The sequence below is a fragment of the Flavilitoribacter nigricans DSM 23189 = NBRC 102662 genome, from assembly GCF_002646595.1.
Classification (GTDB): Bacteria; Bacteroidota; Bacteroidia; order Chitinophagales; family Saprospiraceae; genus Flavilitoribacter; species Flavilitoribacter nigricans.
Genome location: NZ_PDUD01000025.1, coordinates 173043 through 197651 on the forward strand (window position 1 = coordinate 173043; position 24609 = coordinate 197651).

The following is a 24609-nucleotide window of genomic DNA, read 5'->3' on the forward strand; positions in this document are numbered from 1 at the left end:
TAAAATGAGAAAAAGAAAACCAAAATTGAGAGTCATTGCACCGGATCCCCGCTACGGAGATCCCATCGTGACTCAATTCGTGAACAATATGATGTGGGAAGGTAAGAAGAGTACTGCCTTCCGTATTTTCTACGATGCCATGGACATCATCAAAGAGCGTACCAAGCAGGACGAACATGGCATCTGGAAAAAAGCATTAAACAATGCCATGCCTCAGGTGGAAGTGCGCAGCCGTCGTATCGGTGGTGCTACTTTCCAGATCCCGACCGAGATTCGGGCCAAGCGCAAAATGTCAATCGGCATGAAATGGTTGATCCGTTTCAGTCGCGCTCGCAGTGGAAAAGGAATGGCAGAAAAGTTGGCTGCAGAGCTGATCGCAGCGAGCAAAGGGGAAGGAGCTGCTGTAAAGCGTAAAGAAGATACGCACAAGATGGCAGAATCTAACCGGGCTTTTGCGCATTTCAGAGTGTAAGTTGATATTGGTTGTAGAGATTAGTTACCGTTATTTTCCCGATGAACGCAACCTATTTCTCAACTTACTACACCACGATCCTATTAACTAATCTACCAACTGATTCACTAATTCTTTAAATCCCTGAGAGGAGAAATCATGGCTAAAGATCTCAAATTTACTAGGAATATTGGTATCGCCGCTCACATTGACGCCGGTAAAACGACGACTACCGAGCGCGTACTATACTATACCGGCCTCAGCCACAAGATTGGTGAGGTGCACGATGGTGCTGCCACTATGGACTGGATGGAGCAGGAACAGGAGAGAGGTATTACCATCACATCAGCTGCTACCAAAACTTCCTGGAAATGGAAAGATCAGGAGTACGCTGTAAACATTATTGACACTCCGGGTCACGTGGATTTCACCGTTGAGGTAAACCGCTCTCTGCGGGTACTGGACGGTCTGGTGTTCCTGTTTTGTGCAGTAAGTGGTGTAGAGCCTCAGTCCGAAACCAACTGGCGTCTGGCTGACAACTACAAAGTACCCCGTATCGGTTTCGTTAACAAAATGGACCGTTCCGGAGCTGACTTCTTCTCTGTAGTGAACGATGTTCGTGAGAAACTGGGTTCTAACGCAATTCCGCTGCAGATCCCCATTGGTTCCGAAGAGAAATTCGAAGGGGTTGTCGATCTGATCACCAACCAGGCTATCGTTTGGAACGAGGACGACATGGGTATGACTTTCGAGGTAATCGAAACTCCTGCTGATCTGGTAGATGTTGCCGCTGAGTGGCGTGAGAAGTTGCTGGAGACCATCGCTGAATTCGATGATTCACTGATGGAGAAGTACTTCGAAGATCCCGATTCTATCACTGAAGAAGAAATGCGTACCGCAGTACGTCAGGCGGTAATGGGCCACCGGTTCATTCCGATGATGTGCGGATCTGCATTCAAAAATAAAGGTGTACAGGCTGTACTGGATGCAGTTTGTGCTTACCTGCCTTCTCCGATCGACGTTGACGCCATCAAAGGTATCAACCCGAAAACGGAAGAGGAAGAAAAGCGTCGTCCTTCTGTAGACGAGCCTTTCTCCGCACTGGCTTTCAAAATTGCTACTGACCCTTACGTAGGCCGTCTGGCTTTCATGCGGGTATATTCAGGTGCACTGGATGCCGGTTCTTATGTACTGAACACTCGTTCTGACAACAAAGAGCGGATCTCCCGTATCTATCAGATGCACGCGAACAAGCAGAACTCTATCGACCGGGTAGAGGCTGGAGACATCGCCGCAGCGGTAGGTTTCAAGGATATCCGTACGGGTGACACCCTTTGTGACCTGGATCATCCGATCGTTCTGGAGAGTATGGTATTCCCCGAGCCGGTTATCGGTGTGGCGGTTGAACCGAAATCTCAGAAAGACCTGGATAAGTTGGGTATGGCTCTGGCTAAACTGGCCGAAGAGGATCCCACTTTCCGCGTACGTTACGACGAAGATACCAACCAGACCGTAATTAGCGGTATGGGTGAGCTTCACCTGGAGATCATTATCGATCGTCTGCGTCGCGAGTTCAAGGTAGAATGTAACCAGGGTGAGCCGCAGGTAAACTACAAAGAAGCACTGACTACGGCTATTTCTCACCGCGAGCGTCTGAAAAAGCAGTCTGGTGGTTCCGGTTTGTTCGCCGACATGGAATTCGAGATTGGCCCGGCCGATCAGGAATTCCTGGACAGCGAAGACTTCAAATCCGGTAAGGTCAAACTGCAGTTCGTATGGGACATCTTCGGTGGATCGATCGACAAGAACTACCAAAAGCCTATCCGTGACGGTTTCACCGCCATGATGGACAACGGTATTCTCGCCGGTTACAACATCGATAGCATGAAAGTGCGGGTATATGACGGTTCTATGCACTCCGTGGACTCTAAGCCGATCGCTTTCGAACTTTGTGCGAAAGAAGGCTTCCGCGCTGCTGCTCCGAAGTGTAACCCGAAGATCCTCGAGCCGATCATGAAACTGGAGGTAGTTACTCCGGAAGAATATGTAGGTAGTGTAATTGGTGACCTGAACCGTCGTCGCGGTTTGCCGAAAGGCCAGCAGGGACGTTCCGGTGGTGCAGTAGCGATTACCGCTGATGTACCTCTGGCAGAAATGTTCGGTTACGTAACGCACCTGCGTACCATCACTTCCGGTCGCGCAAGCTCTACCATGGAATTCAGCCACTTCGCTGAAGCTCCGCAGGGCATTGCCAAAGAAGTGATCGAAAAAGCCAAAGGCGAAGTAAACGTATAATCCGGTTCGCCGGAAGGAATCGCAAGTCGGCGGTCGAAAGCTGACCATCCCCCGGGGAACAGACTTGCGGAATTGACATGAATTAATCGTTCGGAAGCCCGGACAAATTATTTGCCCGGCTTCCGAACCTATTATTATAGCTCAGACTGACCTTTTGCCAAGCGAGGTGAAAACAGTTTGGGTATTATTCATCATTTTGGTGGAATGCTGTTAGCCCCGATGGTTATCAGTTGAAGCCTTCATTTGAAATAACTGGTTTGCAGGCATGAATCAGAAAATTCGTATTAAACTGCGTTCTTACGATCACAATCTGGTAGACAAATCAACCGAAAAGATCGTAAAAACGGTTCGCAACAGTGGGGCCGTCGTAACAGGTCCGATTCCGCTGCCCACAGAGAAGAACATTTATACCGTTCTCCGTTCTCCACACGTGAACAAGAAATCTCGTGAGCAGTTTCAGTTGCGCACCCATAAGCGCCTTATTGAAATTTTTACACCCAACCAGAAGACAGTCGACGCTCTGTCGAAACTGGAATTGCCCAGCGGGGTAGACATTCAGGTGAAACTGACCTAGTCAATAGGCAGCTTTCTAATGAATTTTGGAAATAATTAGCGCAGGTCTTCAACTTGTGTTGTAGAGTGTAGCGTGTGAAGCATAAGGAGACGTTCATCTCACCGACAGGAGCATTCCGCTTCCCGGGTTCAGGATCCGATCTCTTTATTCCGATACTCACTACTCTATACTAAGTTGCGACTAGCAACTTAAATTAATTAGTTCACGCAAGATACTAGGTGCCGTTTTGAGGCCATCGAGCAGGGTACGCATCTGCGATCCCGGCGGCCTTTTCACCAAAGCAGCACCCAGGAATCTGTCATCTAAAATATAACTTAAGATGAACGGATTGATCGGAAAAAAAATCGGTATGACCAGCATCTTTGATGCTGCAGGACGCAACGTTGCTTGTACCGTTGTCGAATTGGGACCATGTGTAGTTACACAGGTTAAAACCGAAGAGACCGACGGCTACCAGGCCCTTCAGATAGGGTTCGGCGAAGCGAAAGAAAAAAATACCACCCAAGCCCAGATCGGGCATTTTGACAAAGCCAATACTACTCCCAAGAAAAGAGTAATCGAGTTCCGTGATTTCAACGCTGTTGAAAAGGCAGCCGGTGATACCATCACCGTTGATGAAGTATTTGCGGAAGGCGATACGATCAACGCAATCGGCCTATCCAAAGGTAAAGGTTTCCAAGGTGTTGTAAAGCGCCACGGATTTGCAGGTGTGAACGATGCGACCCACGGTCAGCACAACCGCCAACGTGCCCCGGGTTCTATCGGTGCTGCTTCTTATCCCGCGCGGGTATTCAAAGGCATGCGGATGGCCGGCCGTGACGGTGGTCGTCGTGTGAAGGTGAAAAACCTGAAAGTAATCAAGGTTTTCGCTGAGAAAAATCTTTTGCTGGTCAGAGGTGCAATCCCCGGCCACAAGGGTGCTTACGTAATCTTGGAAAAATAATTTGCCTCTCCCGACGTGCCGGCGCCACTGCCGGACGGGATTTTTTTGGCTAAGCCTTTAAATCTGAAGTGATGAAACTCGAAGTGCATAACATACAGGGAGAAAAGACGGGACGGGAGATTGAACTGCCCGCCGACGTCTTTGCTGTCGAGCCCAATGATCACGCTGTTTATCTGGTGGTCAAGCAATATTTGGCTAACCAACGCCAGGGCACGCACAAATCAAAGGAGCGTAGCGAGATTACGGGATCTACCCGTAAGCTGAAGCGCCAAAAGGGTACCGGTACCGCACGTGCCGGTGATATCAAGAGCCCGGTTTTCCGTGGTGGTGGTCGTATTTTCGGCCCGCGCCCGCGCAGCTACAGCTTCCAACTGAACAAAAAAGTGAAGCGTCTGGCTCGCTTGTCCGCATTGTCTACCAAGGCTTCTGCCGGTGAGATCATGATCGTGGAGGACTTTTCTTTCGAAGCTCCCAAAACCCGGGAATTCGTGAACATCCTCGACAAACTGCAACTGGCTGACAAAAAGGCCCTGCTGGTAACTGCGGATTACGAGAAAGAAGTAATGCTTTCCGGTCGCAACCTCAAAAACGCGGATGTGATCCGCGCTACGGACATCCATCCGTACAACATTCTGCACGCCAACACCATCGTGCTGAGTGAAGGTGCGATCGAAAAGATCGTTGAAACTTTTAAATAATGCAATGCCGTACGGCTGTAAGCCGGTAAGCCCCCAGCGGGATCCGGTCAGCAGTTCATACGGATTATAATAATATTCTAATGGCAAAGACAATTCTTATCAGGCCGATCATCACCGAAAAAGCCGAGCAGCTTTCGGAGGGTCTCAATCAGTACAGTTTTGTCGTCCACAAACAGGCCAACAAAGTGGAGATCCGCAAAGCGGTAGAGCAGATCTACGGAGTAAGCGTGGAAGCCGTCAATACGATGGTACTTCCGAGCAAATCCAAAGTGCGCAATACCCGTTCCGGTATCCAGCGTGGCCGTGTGGCTTCTTACAAAAAAGCTGTAGTGACCCTGGGCGAAGGAGAAGAGCTCGATTTCTACGGTGATATCTAGACAGTCATAAGTCGGCCGGCCGCAGACCGAAAGTAAGTCGGGCCGGATGACACAACATTATGACGCTAGCAATTTGAGAAATGGCCAAAAGACAGGAGTCGGGGGTGGGCGTTGCCTGATGAAAGCAGCTGTTAACAGTTGCTTGGGCCCGAGCTTCGGCTAACCACTTTTGGTGAAAAATTGATTTACTACCATGCCAGTCAAAAAGTTTAGTCCGGTTACGCCTGGTACTCGTTTCAGAGTAGGTAACGCATATTCAGAAGTTACCACCAGCGAACCCGAAAAGAGCCTGTTGGCTCCAATGAGAAAGACCGGTGGACGTAATAAGGACGGTAAAATGACCGTACGCCAGAAAGGTGGTGGTCACAAGCGTCGTTATCGGGTCATCGATTTCAAGCGTGATAAAGATGGAGTTCCGGCAACGGTTAAATCCATCGAGTACGATCCCAACCGTACCGCTTTCATCGCACTGCTGTTCTATGCAGACGGTGAAAAGAGATACATGATCGCTCCCCAGGGTCTACAGGTAGGTGATACCGTAGTATCCGGAAAAGGAGCCAGCCCGGAAACGGGTAACACCTTGTTCCTGAGTGATATTCCGCTCGGTTCGGTGATCCACGCTATCGAATTACAGCCAGGCCAGGGCGCAGCTATCGCCCGTAGTGCCGGTACCAACGCTACCCTGATGGGTCGTGAAGGTCGTTACGCTTCCGTGAAACTGCCTTCCGGTGAGGTACGCCGTATCCTGCAAACCTGTAAGGCTACGATCGGTTCTACATCCAACCCGGACCACGGTCTGCAGGTATTGGGTAAAGCTGGTCGCAAGCGCTGGATCGGACGCCGTCCTCGCGTAAGAGGTGTTGCAATGAACCCGGTAGATCACCCCATGGGTGGTGGTGAAGGTAGAGCTTCCGGAGGACACCCACGTTCTCGCACCGGTATCATGGCTAAAGGTCAGAAGACCCGCAACAATAAAAAGCATTCTACCAAATTGATTATTTCCAAGCGGAAATCGCGTAATAAATAACAATAATGGCAAGATCAATTAAAAAAGGTCCTTACGTTTTCCACAAATTGATGGACAAAGTTGAAAAGGCAAAGCAGTCCAACAAAAAGACTGTGATCAAAACCTGGTCTCGTTCCTCTATGATCATTCCCGATATGGTAGGGGAGACGATTGCCGTACACAATGGCAAAACTTTTGTTCCGGTTTTCGTTACGGAAAACATGGTAGGCCACAAGCTGGGTGAATTTGCTCCCACTCGTAGCTTTAGAGGACACTCCGGTAACCGGAAGAAATAGTAGTCTGGCGGATAACCGTCGGTGATCAGCTCAGCGGAGCCGCTTGCCCACGGATAACTCCACCGACTCTCCGGATCGGAAAAGTGAGAAAAGTATTTCACAAAGTAGGAAAGATCCGCTGTTCATAAATTTTCAACACGATCTGTCTACAATATAATTTTAAGAAATGGAAGCTGTAGCTAAACTCAGAAATGTTCCGATGTCAGCGCGCAAGATGCGTTTGGTAGTGGACAATATTCGCGGCAAGCGGGTGGAAGATGCGCTGGACATCCTGCGTTTTAGCAAACGCGAGTCTGCCATCTGGTTAGAGAAACTCGTGCTATCGGCTGTTGCCAATTGGGAAAATAAATTGGGCGGTCTGGAAAGCGCCGACGATTATGGCCTGGTTATCAAAACCGCTTTCGTCGACGAAGGAACGATGCTCAAGCGTTATCGTCCCGCTCCTCACGGTAGAGCTCACCGTATTCGCAAGCGTACCAACCACGTAACCATCGTGGTGGAGAACCGCATCGCTGTTGATGCTGATTCCCAGGATGCTGCGGAAGACGAAGTCTACATCGAAGAGGAAGAAGGAGCAACTGAAGAATAAAATCTGAGGCGTCAGGCTTCAGAAGTCCGGGGTCAGTTCAAGCATAGTGGCTTTATCTGGCTCCCGACCTCTGCCCCTGATACCTAAATTTGTCAATTTCAATCAATTTCAACCATAGATATGGGTCAGAAGACAAATCCAATCGGCAATCGTTTAGGCATCATCCGCGGATGGGAGTCTAACTGGTATGCTGATAAGGACTACGCCGATAAGGTAGTAGAGGATGAAAAAATCCGCACTTATCTGCACGCACGTATCCACAAGGGAGGTATCGCTCGTATCGTTATCGAGCGTACACTCAAGCGCATTACCATCACCATCCACACCAGCCGTCCGGGTATCATCATCGGGAAAGGCGGTCAGGAAGTAGATCGTATCCGCGAAGAGCTGAAAAAGCTGACCGGTAAGGATGTGCAGATCAACATCGTGGAGATCCGCAAGCCGGAACTGGATGCGAACATCGTTGCCGAATCCATCGCTAAGCAGCTGGAGGCACGGATCAACTATCGCCGCGCGATCAAAATGGCTATTCAGTCTACGATGCGTGCCGGTGCCGAAGGGATCAAAATTCGCATTGCCGGTCGTTTGAACGGATCGGATATGGCGCGTACCGAAGAATATAAAGAAGGACGTACGCCGCTGCACACTTTCCGCGCAGATATCGACTATTCACTGAAAGAAGCCCTGACCGTATACGGTATCATCGGCGTGAAGGTCTGGATCTGTAACGGTGAAGTACTGGGCAAACGCGATCTGTCTCCGAACGTTGGCGTTACCAAGAAGGAAGCCGGCGGTGGCGGAAGAGGTCGTGGTGATCGTCGCGGAGGTCGTGGAGACCGTCGTGGTGGCGGAGGAAGAGGCCGCGGTGGAAACCGTAGAGGTTAGTCGTAGGTATATACACGGTAGAAGGTAGACGGCAAACGGTGTACGGTAGACGGTGGGACGGTAAGTAGGGTACGGTAGACGGTCAGTCAGTAAGATAATTGATATGACCCGCTCAATTCAACGTATGCTAAACCATTCACCATCAACCAAATCGTCAACCATCGACCGTCAACCATCGACCATCGACCATCGACCAAAAATCGTCGACCGTCACCCCTCAACCTCATCATATATACTCCAGATACTGAATTGTCGAGAATTTCCTCGGCCTGGAGTTAGTTATTTTAAATAAAATGCCGTACCTTTGCCTGGCTTTTTCGGGGGCTGAGGTAGATTTGGGTGTATTTCGAGGCGTAAGTTGTTGATTTTTACTGCTTTACAAAGTTTAAATCTGCAGATTTCGAGAAAAGTTCCCAATTATATCGGCTTTTGTAAATAAGACTGCTAAATTTTTTAAGAATGTTACAGCCAAAAAGAACGAAGTATCGCAAGCAGCAGAAGGGTAGGAATCGTGGATTGGCGCATCGCGGAAGTACGGTAGCCTTCGGTAGCTTTGGGTTGAAGACCCTGGATGAAGGCCGGATTACCAACCGCCAGATTGAAGCAGCTCGTATCGCGATGACGCGTTACATGAAGCGGGAAGGAAAAGTGTGGATTCGCATTTTCCCCGATAAGCCGATTACTGCTAAGCCGCAAGAGGTACGGATGGGTAAGGGTAAAGGTGCTCTTGACCACTATGTAGCCCTGGTAAAACCGGGCCGTATTATGTTTGAAATTGATGGTGTATCCAGCGAGATCGCTCACGAAGCACTTCGCCTGGCCGCACAAAAACTACCGGTACAGACCAAAGTGGTGATCCGCCCTGATTATCAGGGATAAACCACCGGAGTCCGGAAGGTAGATAAAGTCTTCTGATTTCAGGCCGCAGGGTCTGCAGATGATTATTCTAACTGATATTTTTAATTCAAGATAGCATGGCAACCAAAAAATTTTTGGAGCTACAGGATTTTTCCGATTCAGACTTGCAAAGCGAGTTGGAGACCACCCAGGGTCAATACCAAAAGCTCAAGTTCGACCACGCCGTAAAAGGGTTGGATAACCCACTGGTACTGCGTGAAGTACGTCGCGACATCGCTCGTCTGCAAACAGAAATCCGCCGGCGCGAAGTGGCCAATATGTCCGAAGAACAATTGGCAAAACGTTCCAAGATCCGGAATCGTCGCCGTAAATAAACCATTTGTTTGGTGGACGGAAGACGGCAAAACGGTAGACGGTAGCATTACCCACCGTCAATCTTCAACCATCGACCATCAGCCCAAATTGATAAAAAACAATGGAAGAAAGAAATCTTAGAAAGACGAGAGTCGGAGTTGTGAAGAGCAACAAAATGGACAAGACCATTTCCGTTGAGGTGCAACGTCGTATCAAGCACCCGATCTACGGTAAGTACATGAAAAAGTCCAAGAAGTTCATCGCACACGATGAGCAGAACGACTGCAACATCGGTGATACTGTACGGATCATGGAAACTCGTCCTTTGAGCAAACGCAAGCGCTGGAGACTGGTCGAAGTGATCGAAAGAGCGAAGTAAGCGCTGGTCGCAGTCTTGAAGTACCATCGGTCGTCGGCCGTCCACCGGCATCCGAATTAATTATGGACCTGCTTGCCTCTGTAAGGAAACATTTATACGCAGGTAGAATAAAGCATCTTTAAATAGTAAAGTGTCATGATTCAGCAAGAGTCCAGACTGAAAGTAGCCGATAACAGTGGTGCAAAGGAAGTACTTTGTATTCGCGTACTGGGCGGCTCGAAGCGTCGTTACGCTTCCATCGGTGATCTGATCATCGTATCCGTCAAGGAGGCTACTCCGGGTGGAGTAAAGAAAGGTACGGTTTCCCGGGCCGTAGTGGTGCGTACCAAGAAAGAGATCCGTCGTCGGGATGGTTCCTACATCCGTTTTGATGACAATGCCTGTGTATTGCTCAACGCTGCCGATGAGCCACGCGGTACTCGTATTTTTGGCCCGGTTGCCCGTGAGCTGCGCGAGAAGGATTTCATGCGTATTGTATCATTAGCTCCTGAGGTATTATAAAACGGTCCGGCAGTATTGTCGGTAGATAAGCAGAAAAAAATGGCAAATAAAAGTAAAACAGCACGGTTCGCTCCCAAATTGAAGATCAAGAAGGGAGACAAAGTGTTCGTCATTTCCGGAGCCTATAAAGACCTAGAACGTTCTCGTGAAGTTCTGGAAGTGATCCCCGATAAGAACCGGGCCATTGTGGATGGTGTTAACCTGCGCAAAAAGCACAGCAAACCCACCCAGGATGCTCCCGGCGGGATTAACGAGATCACCGATACGATCCACATCTCTAATCTGATGTTGTCCGATCCTAAGACCGGTGAGCCTTCTCGTGTTGGCCGTAAAGAAGAAAACGGCAAGATCGTACGTTATTCTAAAAAATCAGGAGAAATCATTAAGTAATGAGTTATACTCCCAGACTTAAGCAAAAATACCGCGAAGAGGTAGCACCGGCACTCAAAGAGCAGTTCGGCTACAAGACGGTAATGGAAATTCCTAAAATTGAGAAAGTATGCATCAACCAGGGTGTTGGTGATGCTACTCAGGATAAAAAACTGGTGGATAACGCACTGCAGGAGATGAGCATCATCGCCGGCCAGAAAGCGGTTCCTACCAAGGCGAAAAAATCGGTCTCGAACTTTAAACTTCGGGAAGACATGACGATCGGTGCGCGCGTTACGCTACGTAAAGATCAGATGTATGAATTCCTGGATCGCCTGATCACCGTTGCCCTGCCACGTGTACGGGACTTTCGCGGTGTGAATGACAAGAGTTTCGACGGTCGCGGTAACTACTCAATGGGTATTACCGAACAGATTATCTTTCCGGAGATCGATCTGGACAAGGTGGCCCGTATCACCGGTATGGATATTACCATCGTGACTACAGCAAAGACCGACGCCGAAGCACTGGCACTGCTCAAAATGATGGGCATGCCGTTCAAGAATCAGAGAAATTAATTTCGACAAATAAATTATTCATGGCAAGGAAATCATTGATCGCTCGCGAAGCAAAACGTGCCAGACTAGTTAAGAAGTACGCCGATCTGCGCGAACAACTCAAAGCGGAAGGCCGCTGGGAAGAACTGGATAAGTTGCCCCGCAACTCCAATCCTATTCGCCTGCACAACCGCTGCCGGCTTACCGGACGTCCGAAAGGATATATGAGAAAATTCGGCCTCTGCCGGGTTAAGTTCCGCCAAATGGCCCTGGATGGAAAAATTCCGGGAGTAACTAAAGCTAGCTGGTAATCACAGCAACTTAAATTTCGGTACCTGGAGATCCGGGTAGCGAATCCAAGTAGCTATCGATAACGATCGAAGCTTCGTTAGCGGCACCATCCGGCCGGCATTGTACGGGCCGGAGTCGCATTGAAATCAATAACATTAAACTGCTGGAGCAAGATACGTTCCTGGGTAATGGCCGGCTTATGCCAGTGCCGCCCGAACGGCTACTCCACGCAATTTCCTCAAAAGTTGACGAGGTTCCTGAAATCTCCTTCGGAAAACCGGTTAACGTAATGATAATATCATGGCAGTAACAGATCCTATTGCTGATTATCTGACCCGCATTCGCAACGCACAACTGGCGGGTCACAGAATCGTTGAGATTCCAGCTTCCAAGCTGAAAAAAAGAATGACTGAAATCCTTTACGATCAGGGATATATTTTGAAATATATGTTTGATGACGAAGCGGGTAAAGGCAAACAGGGCGTGATCAAGATCGCCATCAAGTATGATCCTTCCACTCGTAAACCGATCATCCGGGAAATGGGCCGCATCAGTAAGCCTGGTCTGCGTAAGTACGCCAAGGCCGATGAGCTGCCTCGCGTCATTAACGGTCTCGGTGTTGCAATCATTTCCACATCTCGCGGTGTAATGACCGACAAGCAGGCTCGCGAAGCCAATGTAGGTGGAGAGGTGCTTTGTTACATTTATTAATTGTTGGACCAGATTAAAACTTATTTATCATGTCTAGAGTAGGAAACGCACCCATTTCGATCCCCAACGGCGTACAGGTTGATATCAGTAAAGGTAATCTGGTGACCGTTAAAGGCCCAAAAGGTGAACTGCAGCAGCAGCTGAACCCGGATCTATCCGTTAATGTGGAAGACGGGGAGTTGTCTGTAAGTCGTCCGACTGATTCCAAGCGTCATAAGTCACTGCACGGCCTGAGCCGCGCGCTGATCAACAACATGGTAGAAGGAGTTTCCAACGGCTTCGTCCTGGAAATGGAGGTAATCGGTGTCGGTTACCGGGTAGAGAATAAAGGTAACCTGTTGATCCTGACCCTTGGTTTTTCTCACCCCATCTACTTCTACGTACCCGATGAGGTGAACGTTGAAACCGCTATGGAGAAAGGTAAGGCTCCGCTGATCCGTCTGCAAAGCGCCGACAAACAGCTGGTTGGCCAGGTAGCTGCGAAGATCCGGAGCTTCCGTAAGCCTGAACCTTACAAAGGAAAAGGTATCCGCTTCAAAGGTGAGCAGATCCGTCGCAAAGCTGGTAAAACAGCGGGCAAATAATATAGCGGACTGGTGCGGAAGCGATAGCGTGTTCTATTGGTTCCCGTTCAATATCCTTACTGCACCACATCGCAATTTAATTCATGAAATATGGGGCTTTGGGTCTGGCTTACCGGCCATTCACTAAAGCTGAAAACAGAATAATAATCATGAGATTCTCAAAAGAGGGTAGAAGAAGAAAGATCCACTACTCGATCCGTAAAAAGATCACCGGGACAGCCGAGCGTCCCCGTTTGAGTGTATATCGCAGTAACCGGGCAATCTACTGCCAGTTGATCGACGACGTTGCCGGTCTGACCCTGGCTTCCGCTTCCACTATGGATAAGGATGTAGCCAACACCGGTACTAAAACGGAGCAGTCCAAAGCGGTTGGTAAGTTGCTGGCCGAGCGTGCGAAAGCCGCTGGTGTTGAAACGCTGGTATTTGACCGTGGAGGTTATCTCTACCACGGACGGGTTAAGGCCCTGGCGGACGGAGCTCGTGAAGGTGGGCTTAAATTTTAACAAATTTTCGGGTAAAAGCTCCGATCGCATTCGGAGGCACATACCCATCAATCTATAAGATAATGGCAAAAAGAACTTCCAACCGGGTTAAACCCACTGAAACGGAACTAAAAGAAAAGCTGGTTAACCTCAACCGGGTAGCCAAAGTGACCAAGGGTGGTCGTACCTTCAGCTTCGCCGCTATTGTAGTAGTTGGTGACGGGAACGGTACCGTAGGCCACGGCCTGGGAAAAGCTCGTGACGTTTCAGAAGCCATTTCCAAGGCGGTAGATGATGCCAAGAAGAACTTGATCAAAGTGCCGATCTACAAGGGAACTATCCCGCACGAACAAAAAGGTAAATACGGCGCTGGTAAAGTGTTGATCAAACCGGCAGCAGACGGTACCGGTGTGATCGCCGGTGGTGCAATGCGTGCAGTTTTGGAGATTGCCGGTGTACACAACGTATTGGCTAAATCTCAGGGTTCGTCAAACCCTCACAACGTAGTGAAAGCGACTATCGATGCGCTGACTAAGTTGAGAAGCCCGATGCTGGTTGCCAAGCAACGCGGTATCGATCTGGAAAAAGTATTTAACGGATAATCTGTTCCCGCCACCAAGCAACGGGGGGAGCTTTTAAATCTAGGATGTTATGGCTAAGATTAAAATTACGCAGGTTAAGAGCGTAATCGGTCGTCCGAAGCGCCAAAAAAATACGGTAGAAGCTTTGGGGTTGAAAAGACTCCACAAGCCCGTTGTTCACGAAGCTACTCCTCAGATCCTGGGGATGGTGGAAAAGGTGAGCCACCTGGTTACCGTGGAAGAAGTATAAATTGATTAAATAGGTAGACGCTCGACGGTAGACGATCGACGGTTCTTTCTCCAGCCAATCTGGGAGGTCCGTTCACCGTCCACCGTATACCGTCCACCGGAAAATATTTTTAAAATGGAACTGCATAATTTAAAACCGGCCGCGGGTTCTACTAAAAAAAGAAAGCGTATCGCCAGAGGACAAGGGTCCGGACACGGCGGAACTGCAACGCGCGGACATAAAGGTGATAAATCTCGCTCAGGTCACAAAAATAAACGTAACTTTGAGGGTGGTCAGATGCCGCTTCAAATGCGTTTGCCGAAAATCGGCTTCAAGAGCCCGAACCGGGTGGAGTACGTTCCCATCAACCTGGACCGCTTGGCCGCTATCGCCGAGAAGTTCAATCTGGATGCGATCACTCCGGAAACCCTGGCTGAAAATGGAATCATCAAAAAGCGGGATCTCGTAAAGATCCTGGGAACTGGTGAACTGAAAGCAAAACTGACCGTAAGTGCACACGCTTGTTCAGCTGCTGCAAAAGAAGCTATCGAGCAGGCTGGCGGATCTGTTAATCTCGTATAATTGTACCCATGAAAAGGTTTATTGACACGCTCAAGAACATTTGGAAAATCAAGGAGTTGCGTAACCGCATCCTCTTTACCCTTGGTATGCTGCTGGTATTTCGCTTTGGCTCCTTCGTGGTGCTCCCGGGCGTAGACCCAGTTGCGCTGCAGGCGGCCATCGCCAACAATGATAATCCCAACGATCTGCTGGGATTGATCAACGTCTTCACCGGTGGTGCTTTCAACAATGCCTCCATTATGGCCTTGGGCATCATGCCCTATATCACCGCCTCCATTATCATTCAGCTGCTGGGCTTTGCAGTTCCGTATTTCCAACGCCTGCAGCAGAAAGAAGGAGAGTCCGGACGGAAAAAGATCAACCAGATCACCCGTCTGCTCACCGTTGCCATTACCCTGGTACAGGGCGGTGGATACCTGTCCTACGTAAAAGGACTGGGTGCGGTTGACCCTTCCGTTCCCGGAGGTATTTTCTGGATCTCGAACATTATCATCCTCTCTACCGGTACGGTATTTGCCATGTGGTTGGGTGAGCGCATCACCGATCGCGGTATCGGCAACGGTGTATCGCTGCTGATCACGGTAGGTATCATCGCTTCTCTGCCGGCTGCGCTGGTCTTCGAACTGACCTCTCGCATGGCCGCTGGTGGCGCTCTGGTATTCGTACTGGAAATGGCGATCCTGTATGCGATCATTATGGCTACAGTGCTGATCGTTACCGGGGTCCGGCGGATCCCCATCCAATTCGCCAAACGGATGGTAGGTAGAGGTAACTCCGCAATGCCGGCTGCCGGCGCCCGTGACTACATTCCTCTGAAAGTGAATGCAGCGGGGGTAATGCCGATCATCTTTGCTCAGGCACTGATGTTCATTCCCGGGGTTATCGCCCAGTTCGGAGCAGATCCGGCTACCGCTGGAAGCAGCGGAGTATTGCGGGCACTGAACGACTTTACTTCACCCTTATACAACATCATTTACTTCTTCATCGTGGTGGTCTTCACCTATGTGTACACCGCTTTGATGGTAAATCCTCAGCAATACGCAGAATACCTGAAGCGTCAGAATGCATTCATCCCGGGTATCAAACCGGGTAAGGCAACTGCCGACTTCATCGATGCGATCACTACCCGGATCACCCTGCCCGGATCTATCTTCCTGGGTATCATTGCGATCCTGCCCGCTTTTGCCGGCGGTTTCGGTGTGAACATCGCTTTCGCAGCCTTCTTTGGCGGTACTTCTCTGCTGATCCTTGTGGGTGTGGTACTCGATACACTGCAACAAATTGAAAGCCACCTGCTGATGCGTCGCTACGACGGTCTGGTTAAATCCGGTCGTCTGCAAGGCCGCCAGAGTAGAATGCAGGGGATTGGCGCCAATATGTAACTACTTGCGGTTTCCGTTGTCGGAAGATCCGCAGCCGGTGGAACTTACAGGTTCCACACGATGCGATCCTGCTGACAGCTGACACCACCAACTATCAGTACGGGATAGTTCAACGAATTTTCGGAGGAGCTATCCCGTTCTGATTTGTATAAATTACGGATCGGGGAAAATATTTTCCTGTTCCTCATCTCTCATACTAATTATGGCAGGAGTAGTCTATTATAAAACACAGGAAGAGATTGAATTGATCCGCGAAAGCTGTTTGCTGGTGTGTAAGGCACTGGCGCAGGTAGGAAGTATGATCCGTCCGGGAATGACCGGCGATCAGATCGACCGGGTAGCGGAAGAGTTGATCCGTGATCATGGAGCGGTTCCTGCGTTTAAAGGCTACAACGGCTTTCCGGCCACTTTGTGTGTGTCGGTAAATGAGCAGGTGGTCCACGGTATCCCGACCAAGGATATGGTCTTCCAGGACGGAGATATTGTATCGGTGGATTGTGGGGTGTTTATGAACAACTTCCACGGTGACTCCGCTTACACCTTCCCACTGGGCGATGTATCCGAAGAGGTGATGGAACTGTGCCGGGTAACGAATACTTCCCTCTATAAGGCCATTAATCAGGCTACGGTGGGAAATCGCCTGGGCGATATCAGTTTTGCGGTCCAGCAATATGTGGAAAGAGAGCACAATTACGGTGTAGTGCGCGAACTGGTCGGGCACGGCATCGGACGCAATTTGCACGAGGCTCCGGAAGTGCCGAATTACGGCAAGCGTGGAAAAGGCATCAAATTGCAGGAAGGACTGGTGATCGCCATCGAACCGATGGTGAACCTGGGCCGCAAGGAAGTTCGCACGGCCAAAGACGGCTGGACGGTACTGTCCCGCGATCGCAAACCTTCGGCTCACTACGAGCATACCGTGGCGATCCAAAAGGGAGAAAGCGCTGATATTCTGTCGGATCACAGCCTGATCGAGGCGGAAATCGCCAAGAACGACGAAGTGAGAGCGGTGAGTTTGAAAGAAATTGCGGCCTAAGCCGGGTATCGATCCGGAATTGTGCCAGAAATTACGATCAAATTTAGCTCGGAGTGTGGTTAAGTCATTTATTTTCACTATCTTTGCACTCCGAAAATCGCGATATGTCAAAAAAGAACTTAATCAAGCAAGACGGTATCATTGAGGAAGCCCTTTCGAACGCTATGTTTAGAGTGCGGCTAGAAAATGACCACCAGATCGTAGCTACTATTTCCGGAAAGATGCGTATGAACTACATCCGTATTCTACCCGGCGATAAAGTAGCCGTGGAGATGTCTCCTTACGATCTTACCCGTGGTCGGATAACGTACCGGTACAAATAGAAAAAGCCCGACCGGCTTTTGATTGCACTGGTCTTTGAATATCGACTTAACGCAGAAAATAAAGGAAACATGAAAGTTAAAGCATCAATCAAGAAACGTTCTGCTGACTGCAAGATCGTCAGAAGAAAAGGAAAGCTTTACGTCATTAACAAGAAGAACCCGAAGTTTAAACAACGTCAGGGATAATCCGTTAACGACCTCTACGGTATTGTCGTACGTCGTAACGTTTCTGTCACGCAAATTTTAATTAAGCAATGGCTCGTATTGCAGGTGTTGATTTACCTAGAAACAAGCGCGGAGTGATTAGCCTTACCTACATCTTTGGTATCGGCAGCTCTTCAGCACAAGAGATCCTGGCTAAAGCCGGAATCGATGAGAACCTCAAAGTAGAGGAGTGGACGGATGAGAATGTTCGGGAGATCTCCCGCATTATCACCGATGAGTTTACCGTAGAAGGTGAACTGCGTTCTGAGGTTCAGCTGAATATCAAGCGTCTTATGGATATCGGATGTTACAGAGGTCTGCGTCACCGTAGAGGTCTTCCTCTTCGCGGTCAGCGTACTCAGACCAATGCCCGTACCCGTAAAGGTAAGCGTAAGACGGTAGCGAACAAGAAGAAAGCTACGAAGTAATCCGCGGTTAACCGTGCTTGTCAAATTTTTAAACTACTGATTAGGCAATGGCAAAAGGTAGAAGTACTCAAAAAGTTAAAAAGAGAAAGGTAAAAGTCGATTCCGAAGGGATGGTATACATCCAGGCGACTTTCAATAACGTGATCATCACGCTTACCAACAAGCAGGGCCAGGTAATTTCCTGGGCTTCCGCTGGTAAAGCTGGGTTCCGTGGATCTAAGAAAAACACACCTTACGCAGCGCAGGTTGCAGCGAACGATGCAGCACGCACCGCTTACGACGCCGGTATGCGTACGGCAGAGGTTTATGTGAAAGGTCCTGGTTCCGGACGTGAGGCTGCTATCCGGGCTATTGATAGCACCGGCATCAAAGTAACCCGTATTAAGGACGTTACTCCAATCCCTCACAATGGTTGCCGTCCTCCTAAAAGAAGAAGAGTCTAAACGGGCTCCTTTTACCAAATTCAGAAAATTTTTTATTCAAAATGGCGAGATATACCGGTCCTAAGACTAAGAAGGCCAGAGCATTCGGTGAGCAGATTTTTGGATTCAGCCGCGCCTTCGAAAAGAAGAAATATCCTCCGGGGCAACACGGTAACTCCAGAAGGAGAAAACAACGTTCCGACTATGCCCTACAGTTAATGGAAAAACAAAAGGCTAAATATACTTACGGCCTTTTGGAACGCCAGTTCCGTAACCTGTTTGAGAAAGCGAACCGCAAAGAAGGGGTTACCGGTACGGTACTGCTGCAGTTGTTGGAAGCGCGTTTGGACAATACGGTATTCCGTATGGGTATCGCTCCTACGCGTCGTGCCGCTCGTCAGTTGGTTGCCCACCGTCACATCACAGTGAACGGCATCGTAACGAATATCCCATCCTACGAACTGCGCGCCGGCGATATCGTTGGTGTACGTGGTAAATCTCAGGGAATGGCCGTTATTCGCGAAAATGTGAGCGCCAAATCCGACGTACGCAAATTCCCCTGGATTGAATTCAGTCCGGACAAGATGCAGGGTGCATTCATCTCCTATCCCGAACGGGAACAAATACCGGAGAAGATCAACGAACAGTTGATCGTCGAACTGTACTCTAAATAATTTATCGGTCCTTGATCCTAGGTCCATAGTCGATAGTGTTTCACCCGCAGGGGGCCTGAACTATCGGCTATGGACTTTCGAGCATCGGCTCTTTTTTTATGTAAAAGATCATCTCACCATATGAGCATACTGAACTTCCAGAAGCCGGACAAAATTGTAATGCAGAAAGCTAACGATTTTGAAGGGCTTTTCGAATTTAAACCGCTGGAGCCTGGTTTCGGTCAGACCATCGGTAACTCTCTACGTAGAGTGTTACTCTCTTCTCTGGAGGGTTTCGCTATTTCCGCTGTCCGCATCGCCGGTGTAGACCACGAATTCTCAACGATCCGTGGCGTGGTGCAGGATGTAGTGGACATCATACTTAACCTCAAGCAAGTACGTCTGAAGCAACTGATCACCGACGAGGAGATCGCCAATGAAAAGGTATACCTCACGATCAGTGGTAAAGAAGAATTCAAGGCCGGAGATATCGAAGAGCACACCAATGTGTTCAAGATCATGAATCCGGATCTGCTTATCTGTAATATGGAACCTTTCGTGAACCTGGAAATGGAATTGACCATTACCAAAGGCCGCGGTTACGTTCCTGCCGATGAGAACCTGCCCAAGGATGCACCGATCGGTGTAATTCCGGTGGATGCGATCTACACGCCCATCAAAAACGTTTCCTACCGCATCGAGAACACTCGTGTAGGACAACGTACCGACTACGAGAAACTTTCTATCGAAGTGAAAACGGATGGAACGATCCACCCGGAAGACGCGATCAAGGAAGCTTCCCGCATCCTGATCCAGCACCTGATGCTGATCACCGACGAAAACATTACCTTCGACGACGCTTCCAGCCGCGAAGATAATATCGTTGATGAGCACATCCTGCACATGCGCAAACTGTTGAAGACTTCTCTGGAAGATCTCGATCTTTCCGTACGGGCTTACAACTGTTTGAAAGCAGCCAAGATCAATACCCTGGCGGAGCTGGTAAGATACGACACGCACGAGCTGCTCAAATTCCGGAATTTCGGTAAGAAATCTCTGGTTGAGATCGAAGAGCTGCTGCAAGATAAAGGTCTTACTTTCGGAATGGACTTGTCCAAGTACAAACTGGAAGAAGACTAGTGTTGATGATTCAACGATCTGATGATTCGGTTATGGCGATCATGTTTCGCGTTATCGAATCATCAGACCATCGAATCATCACATCATTAACGTAGGTAGCCGGATTTGTCACCGGTTTATTTTTATCAAAAAAGCGACCATAACCGAATAAGTGGCGTAGAACATGCCTGCTGTTCGTCCCGGAAACGGGAGCTCTTATTTAGTGGGTTTAGCGTAAATAATTTACCATGAGACACGGTAAAAAATACAACCACCTGAGCCGTACTTCGGCTCACCGTAAAGCGCTGATGCGCAACCTTTCTATTGCACTGATCACGCACAAGCGGATCAATACCACGCTGGCTAAAGCGAAAGCACTTCGTCAATACATCGAGCCGCTGGTAACCAAATCCAAAAGCAATACCACGCATTCCCGCCGGGTAGTTTTCAGCTACCTGCAGAACAAGGATGCCATAAAAGAACTTTTCGGAACGATCGCTACCAAAGTTGGTGAGCGCCCGGGTGGTTACGTACGCATCGTACGCACTGGTTTCCGTAAAGGTGACGCCGCAGAAACGGCTATGATCGAATTCGTTGACTTCAACGAAGTGTACACCGGAGGTAAAACTGAATCTACCGGAGGTGGAGGACGTCGCCGTCGTCGTACCCGTCGCGGAGGAAGCGGAAGCAGCACACCGGCAACTGCCGCTGCAACTACTGCCGCAGCAACCACCGCTGCTGAAGGAGAAGAAGAATAGACTCAGCCCTGCGCTGAAAATATATTTGCTGAAAACCGGGCATTACTTTCGAGTGATGCCCGGTTTTTCATTTAGGCAAGCGGCTGATCATTTTCTTCCGGTTCAGAACCGGCCGGGGTGCCGGCGATCTTATACAGCAAATACCCGATGCCGGCCAGCAGGTGAACGATAACGATAATGGCAACGATATACAAAAGTGTATTACTGGATCCCATAGCTATGCTTTTTATTGAAATGTTCTGATGACGATGATTGCTCCGATGTAACTCAATTCCCACCTTAAAGAAAGCGGTTTTGTTCGGCCCGGTCAGTGATACGGATCACACTGATAGCGCAGTGTGGATTGACTGGCAAGTGGGAATAGGGTGGAGTAGTGGATCATAGGGTACTACAAAGTTCCAACGGGATCCATGCCCGTTGGAACTTTGTACTAATTATCCAGAAAACTTTTAAGATTGAGTTGGAAGAAGAACCGCTAATGGTGCTAATGTACCGCTATGGCTCCCAGGTCCGGTCGATCTCCATTCGGATTGCCTAGTATGTCCGTTTCCGGCTGCAGCCCGATGTAGAGCCCGATAGTATCGTTAGTAAGCGGCTGGATGGGAATACCTTGACGATCGATGATGGCGGTATTGGCCGGTATGTAGTCTGTGATATTTAAACCACCGGCATGGTGAAAGCCGGGATTCCCGATCTTCGGAGCTGTATCCTGGATGAGGACCTTTTCTGGCCAGTTGCCCGGACTCAGATACAGGTTGTTGGTAAAATTAACGTGGGTGATGCTGGAGGCCCCCTCTTTCTCCGGACGGTACTGATCACCCAGCACGGCCTGACTCGCACCGGCGATGTAAAAGATATTATTGGCGATCAGGATGCCACTAGCGGCTTTATCCACGGCGATCTTGGCCACGATATCCTGATTGACGTAGATCGTATTGTTGTAAAAGTAGCTGTTGAACGGGCCTTTGCGCGGATTCTTATTGCCCTGATAGCCGCTTAGCCAGAAGATCTTTCCCTCCTGAAATGCCCCTTCTTTTCCTTTCACGCGGTGTCCGTCGTTTACACTGATGTTGTAGCGGTATGCACAATTATAGTTGTTGCCCAGGATCTCACAGAAGCCTCCCGCATTGTTGGCGCTGAAGTTATACTGCACAATGACATTATTGCAGTTAAAATCAATGTGGCAACCAGCCGAATCTCCCGGCCCGTTGGCGTTCAGGAAATGGTTGCGTTCGATAATGATCTCCGATGATCCCCAGGTCCAGAGGCCGCTACCCCGGCCCCATTTCCGGGAATCGTCCGGGCTGCCCGAATGGCTGACGTAATTATTCTTGATATGACCGTCCACTACACCCGACATCTGGATACCGGGTCCGCCGGTGCGCAGAACCCGATTGTTGTAAAGCCGGATCCTACGGATACTTTTATCCCTTCCGGTGAATTTTATGCCGGTATGGGCCACGTGCTCTACCATGCAGTCGGTAACCCGTATTTCGCTGAGTTCGGCCCCCTCCGTCCGGTTGATAAAACGGATGCCCCAGCCGTAGCTTTGACTGCCGTTGGCGGTGCGTACCTCGTCTTTCCCCCGGCTGATGCCCGGATCTTCGTAAAATACGTTCCGGATATCCAGATGGTGCAGGCTAATATTGCGGTAGTCGCCGGGAGTTTGCGGACGCACCAGTACCCCGCACCGCATATCCGAATCCGCTAAGGGACCGCCCCCGTCGGCCTCAATGATCAGGTCGCGTACCACAATGTGGCCGGCATCAATGAGGAGAATGCCGTTGGCCTGACCACGGGCGTCAATTCGGGCCCTCGGATCTTCCAGCGCATTGCCAACGGTATAACTGCTGATCACGATCGGTGCGTTCTCCGTCCCTTTTACCGACTGCAGGACAATAGTACCCGGAAAGGTATATCCCGCCGCCAGAAGTATGCTGTCCCCCGGACTTAGGTCGAGATCCTGGAGTTGGGCCAGGCTTTGGAAGGGATACAGCAAATTGGTACCGGTATTATCCTCCCGGCCGAGCTCCGGATGTACATAGTAATTGGTTGCCCAACTGCTTGTACAGGATAGCAAGATGGCGACAGCAAAGAAAAATAGTTTATTGTTCATAATGTTTTCATTTCATCGCCATGTCCGGCCGCTTGGCTCTCGCTTCGATCTCCTGGATCTTGGCTTCCATGGCCTGGATACGTTCCGGAAATTGATCCGCCAGATTATTAGTCTCACCGGGATCATCCTGGAGTTGGTAGAGTTGAGGTTCTACCCGGAATCCGCCTTCAATGCCTTTTTCGGTGATCCAGGCGGGATCGTTCTTGCCAAAGGGGCGAATGTACTTCCAGTTACCTTCCCGCAGGGAGATGGTCAGGGATTCTTCGACCAGCATTTCCCGGCCGCTTTGGGCTTTTCCGAGTAGCACCGGCAGATGGTCTTTACTATCGATAGCTTCTTCCCGGCTCAGTTGTTGCCCGGCCAGGCCCGCAAGGGAAGCGTAGATGTCGATCTGCCCGAAGAGGGCATTGCTGGTCCCGGCTTTGATCGTGCCCGGCCAGTAGGCGATCATGGGTACCCGGGTGCCGGCTTCGTAGGCACTGTATTTTCCGCCGCGATAGGGGCCGGCCGGTTGATGGTCGCCCAGCAATTCAACAGCCTGATCTTCGTAGCCGTCATTAAGTACGGGGCCGTTATCGCTGGTGAACAGAATAATGGTGTTTTCGCTTAGCCCCAGAGCGTCGAGTTTTTTAATGATCTGTCCGGTCATCCAGTCGGTCTGAACGATGGCATCTCCCCGCGGGCCCATGCTGCTTTTTCCCACAAAACGGGGATTAGGTAAACGGGGTACGTGAATGTCGTGGAAGGAGTAGTATAGGAAAAACGGTTGATCGCGGTTTTCCGCTATAAAATTACCGGCTTTGCCATTCAGTATATCCGGAAATTCTTCATCGGTCCACAGGGCAGATTCTCCACCTTCCATGTAGCCGATCCGGCTTATTCCGTTCACTATGGTCTTGTTGTGCTGGGGGTCTGCGACCATGCGGCGCAATTCCGGATGGGTATCCCCGGTGGGGCGATCACCGACCGGTTGGCGGTAACTCACGGTGATCGGGTCATCGGCATTGAGATTGACTACACGGTGATTTTCGACGTATACCGAGGGCACGCGATCTCCGGTAGAGGGGATCAGAAAGGAATAGTCAAAGCCCAGTTCGAGTGGTCCGGGTTTAATGGCCTGGTTCCAGTCGAGAAAACCGTCGCCGAGCCCCAGGTGCCATTTCCCGACTACTCCGGTGGTATAGCCTGCTCCTTTGAGCATACCGGCCAGGGTAGAGGTTGCCGTATCGATCAGCAGCGGAGCATTACCCGGCAGCACGGCGGCTTCCTTGCGGAAAGCGTAGCGACCCGTCAGGAGTGCATAGCGGGACGGCGTACAGGTGGCGGCGGAGCAATGCGCATCGGTAAATCTCAATCCGTTCTGCGCCAGAAAATCAATATTGGGAGTAGACACTCCACTGGCGCCGTAGGCACCAACATCGCCGTATCCCAGATCATCTACATAGATCAGCACGATGTTGGGCAGTGGTTCCGATCCACTACTGCTTTCAGGGGGAGCTTGCCCACAGGCAAAGAACAGGCAAATGGCCCCGATGACCGGGAGCACACAAAAAACTTTTTTTCCGGACATGATAAG

The 24609-nt window shown here is 49.9% G+C and carries 35 protein-coding genes; 32 read left to right on the plus strand and 3 right to left on the minus strand.

Going from position 1 to position 24609, the window contains the following annotated elements; translation table 11 throughout:
- Positions 1-4: 4 nt before the first annotated feature.
- The 32 genes from rpsG to rplQ all read left to right on the plus strand — a co-directional run bounded on the left by rpsG (position 5) and on the right by rplQ (position 20917).
- Entirely contained in the window at positions 5-472 is a 468-nt protein-coding gene (rpsG, locus tag CRP01_RS21145; protein ID WP_099152095.1) for a 30S ribosomal protein S7, read from the plus strand.
- 138 nt (positions 473-610) lie between these two features.
- Positions 611-2746 carry an elongation factor G gene (gene fusA, locus CRP01_RS21150; protein WP_170110481.1) on the plus strand — a complete coding sequence of 712 codons (2136 nt, stop codon included), beginning with the start codon at positions 611-613 and terminating at the stop codon, positions 2744-2746.
- Between the two features lie 265 nt (positions 2747-3011).
- On the plus strand, positions 3012-3320 hold the full coding sequence (gene rpsJ / locus CRP01_RS21155; RefSeq protein WP_099152097.1) for a 30S ribosomal protein S10: 309 nt from the start codon (positions 3012-3014) through the stop codon (positions 3318-3320).
- Positions 3321-3639: 319 nt separating this feature from the next.
- A complete protein-coding gene (rplC, locus tag CRP01_RS21160) occupies positions 3640-4263 on the plus strand; it encodes a 50S ribosomal protein L3 (RefSeq protein ID WP_099152098.1) in 624 nt (207 codons plus the stop codon).
- A gap of 71 nt (positions 4264-4334) precedes the next feature.
- Positions 4335-4961 (plus strand): 50S ribosomal protein L4, encoded by a 627-nt coding sequence (gene rplD, locus CRP01_RS21165; RefSeq protein WP_099152099.1) that lies wholly within the window; start codon positions 4335-4337, stop codon positions 4959-4961.
- Between the two features lie 80 nt (positions 4962-5041).
- Positions 5042-5338: a 50S ribosomal protein L23 gene (gene rplW / locus CRP01_RS21170; RefSeq protein WP_099152100.1), complete on the plus strand. Its 297-nt coding sequence runs from the start codon at positions 5042-5044 to the stop codon at positions 5336-5338.
- 193 nt (positions 5339-5531) lie between these two features.
- Positions 5532-6365, plus strand: coding sequence for a 50S ribosomal protein L2 (gene rplB, locus CRP01_RS21175; RefSeq protein ID WP_099152101.1), 834 nt, complete (start codon positions 5532-5534; stop codon positions 6363-6365).
- A 5-nt stretch (positions 6366-6370) separates the two neighbouring features.
- The gene (gene rpsS / locus CRP01_RS21180) at positions 6371-6640 is read left to right on the plus strand and encodes a 30S ribosomal protein S19 (RefSeq protein WP_099152102.1); all 270 of its coding nucleotides are present in this window, start codon (positions 6371-6373) and stop codon (positions 6638-6640) included.
- Between the two features lie 166 nt (positions 6641-6806).
- Positions 6807-7229 carry a 50S ribosomal protein L22 gene (gene rplV / locus CRP01_RS21185; protein WP_099152103.1) on the plus strand — a complete coding sequence of 141 codons (423 nt, stop codon included), beginning with the start codon at positions 6807-6809 and terminating at the stop codon, positions 7227-7229.
- 120 nt (positions 7230-7349) lie between these two features.
- Complete coding sequence (gene rpsC / locus CRP01_RS21190; protein ID WP_099152104.1) at positions 7350-8114, plus strand: 30S ribosomal protein S3; 765 nt, start codon at positions 7350-7352, stop codon at positions 8112-8114.
- Between the two features lie 459 nt (positions 8115-8573).
- Entirely contained in the window at positions 8574-8993 is a 420-nt protein-coding gene (gene rplP / locus CRP01_RS21195; RefSeq protein ID WP_099152105.1) for a 50S ribosomal protein L16, read from the plus strand.
- Between the two features lie 95 nt (positions 8994-9088).
- Positions 9089-9346: a 50S ribosomal protein L29 gene (rpmC, locus tag CRP01_RS21200; RefSeq protein WP_099152106.1), complete on the plus strand. Its 258-nt coding sequence runs from the start codon at positions 9089-9091 to the stop codon at positions 9344-9346.
- 101 nt (positions 9347-9447) lie between these two features.
- Positions 9448-9705, plus strand: a complete 258-nt coding sequence (gene rpsQ / locus CRP01_RS21205; protein WP_099152107.1) for a 30S ribosomal protein S17 — start codon at positions 9448-9450, stop codon at positions 9703-9705.
- Between the two features lie 135 nt (positions 9706-9840).
- The gene (rplN, locus tag CRP01_RS21210) at positions 9841-10206 is read left to right on the plus strand and encodes a 50S ribosomal protein L14 (RefSeq protein WP_099152108.1); all 366 of its coding nucleotides are present in this window, start codon (positions 9841-9843) and stop codon (positions 10204-10206) included.
- A 39-nt stretch (positions 10207-10245) separates the two neighbouring features.
- Positions 10246-10596, plus strand: coding sequence for a 50S ribosomal protein L24 (gene rplX / locus CRP01_RS21215; protein ID WP_099152215.1), 351 nt, complete (start codon positions 10246-10248; stop codon positions 10594-10596).
- The gene (gene rplE / locus CRP01_RS21220) at positions 10596-11153 is read left to right on the plus strand and encodes a 50S ribosomal protein L5 (RefSeq protein ID WP_099152109.1); all 558 of its coding nucleotides are present in this window, start codon (positions 10596-10598) and stop codon (positions 11151-11153) included. The genes rplX and rplE overlap by 1 nt, the downstream gene beginning before the upstream one ends.
- A gap of 20 nt (positions 11154-11173) precedes the next feature.
- A complete protein-coding gene (gene rpsN, locus CRP01_RS21225) occupies positions 11174-11443 on the plus strand; it encodes a 30S ribosomal protein S14 (protein WP_099152110.1) in 270 nt (89 codons plus the stop codon).
- Positions 11444-11723: 280 nt separating this feature from the next.
- Positions 11724-12134 carry a 30S ribosomal protein S8 gene (rpsH, locus tag CRP01_RS21230; RefSeq protein ID WP_099152111.1) on the plus strand — a complete coding sequence of 137 codons (411 nt, stop codon included), beginning with the start codon at positions 11724-11726 and terminating at the stop codon, positions 12132-12134.
- Positions 12135-12163: 29 nt separating this feature from the next.
- Entirely contained in the window at positions 12164-12718 is a 555-nt protein-coding gene (gene rplF, locus CRP01_RS21235) for a 50S ribosomal protein L6 (RefSeq protein ID WP_099152112.1), read from the plus strand.
- Positions 12719-12867: 149 nt separating this feature from the next.
- Positions 12868-13221 (plus strand): 50S ribosomal protein L18, encoded by a 354-nt coding sequence (gene rplR, locus CRP01_RS21240; RefSeq protein ID WP_099152113.1) that lies wholly within the window; start codon positions 12868-12870, stop codon positions 13219-13221.
- 62 nt (positions 13222-13283) lie between these two features.
- A complete protein-coding gene (gene rpsE, locus CRP01_RS21245; protein WP_099152114.1) occupies positions 13284-13802 on the plus strand; it encodes a 30S ribosomal protein S5 in 519 nt (172 codons plus the stop codon).
- A 49-nt stretch (positions 13803-13851) separates the two neighbouring features.
- Positions 13852-14031, plus strand: coding sequence for a 50S ribosomal protein L30 (rpmD, locus tag CRP01_RS21250; RefSeq protein WP_099152115.1), 180 nt, complete (start codon positions 13852-13854; stop codon positions 14029-14031).
- A gap of 114 nt (positions 14032-14145) precedes the next feature.
- Positions 14146-14592, plus strand: coding sequence for a 50S ribosomal protein L15 (gene rplO, locus CRP01_RS21255; protein WP_099152116.1), 447 nt, complete (start codon positions 14146-14148; stop codon positions 14590-14592).
- 8 nt (positions 14593-14600) lie between these two features.
- Positions 14601-15974 carry a preprotein translocase subunit SecY gene (gene secY / locus CRP01_RS21260; protein ID WP_099152117.1) on the plus strand — a complete coding sequence of 458 codons (1374 nt, stop codon included), beginning with the start codon at positions 14601-14603 and terminating at the stop codon, positions 15972-15974.
- A 202-nt stretch (positions 15975-16176) separates the two neighbouring features.
- Entirely contained in the window at positions 16177-17010 is an 834-nt protein-coding gene (map, locus tag CRP01_RS21265; RefSeq protein ID WP_099152118.1) for a type I methionyl aminopeptidase, read from the plus strand.
- A gap of 104 nt (positions 17011-17114) precedes the next feature.
- On the plus strand, positions 17115-17333 hold the full coding sequence (gene infA / locus CRP01_RS21270) for a translation initiation factor IF-1 (protein ID WP_099152119.1): 219 nt from the start codon (positions 17115-17117) through the stop codon (positions 17331-17333).
- Between the two features lie 69 nt (positions 17334-17402).
- Positions 17403-17519, plus strand: coding sequence for a type B 50S ribosomal protein L36 (ykgO, locus tag CRP01_RS21275; protein WP_099152216.1), 117 nt, complete (start codon positions 17403-17405; stop codon positions 17517-17519).
- Between the two features lie 68 nt (positions 17520-17587).
- Positions 17588-17965, plus strand: coding sequence for a 30S ribosomal protein S13 (gene rpsM / locus CRP01_RS21280; protein WP_099152120.1), 378 nt, complete (start codon positions 17588-17590; stop codon positions 17963-17965).
- 47 nt (positions 17966-18012) lie between these two features.
- Positions 18013-18408: a 30S ribosomal protein S11 gene (gene rpsK, locus CRP01_RS21285; protein WP_099152121.1), complete on the plus strand. Its 396-nt coding sequence runs from the start codon at positions 18013-18015 to the stop codon at positions 18406-18408.
- Between the two features lie 41 nt (positions 18409-18449).
- Positions 18450-19061, plus strand: coding sequence for a 30S ribosomal protein S4 (gene rpsD / locus CRP01_RS21290; RefSeq protein ID WP_099152122.1), 612 nt, complete (start codon positions 18450-18452; stop codon positions 19059-19061).
- A 120-nt stretch (positions 19062-19181) separates the two neighbouring features.
- Positions 19182-20180 (plus strand): DNA-directed RNA polymerase subunit alpha, encoded by a 999-nt coding sequence (locus tag CRP01_RS21295; RefSeq protein WP_099152123.1) that lies wholly within the window; start codon positions 19182-19184, stop codon positions 20178-20180.
- Positions 20181-20407: 227 nt separating this feature from the next.
- A complete protein-coding gene (gene rplQ, locus CRP01_RS21300) occupies positions 20408-20917 on the plus strand; it encodes a 50S ribosomal protein L17 (protein ID WP_099152124.1) in 510 nt (169 codons plus the stop codon).
- 71 nt (positions 20918-20988) lie between these two features.
- On the opposite strand, the gene CRP01_RS42385 is transcribed toward rplQ, so the two are convergent.
- The 3 genes from CRP01_RS42385 to CRP01_RS21310 form a co-directional block, all read right to left on the minus strand.
- Positions 20989-21132 (minus strand): hypothetical protein, encoded by a 144-nt coding sequence (locus CRP01_RS42385; RefSeq protein WP_170110482.1) that lies wholly within the window; start codon positions 21130-21132, stop codon positions 20989-20991.
- A gap of 269 nt (positions 21133-21401) precedes the next feature.
- Entirely contained in the window at positions 21402-23033 is a 1632-nt protein-coding gene (locus tag CRP01_RS21305) for a right-handed parallel beta-helix repeat-containing protein (RefSeq protein WP_099152125.1), read from the minus strand.
- 7 nt (positions 23034-23040) lie between these two features.
- Positions 23041-24603 carry a sulfatase family protein gene (locus CRP01_RS21310; RefSeq protein WP_099152126.1) on the minus strand — a complete coding sequence of 521 codons (1563 nt, stop codon included), beginning with the start codon at positions 24601-24603 and terminating at the stop codon, positions 23041-23043.
- Positions 24604-24609 lie beyond the last annotated feature (6 nt).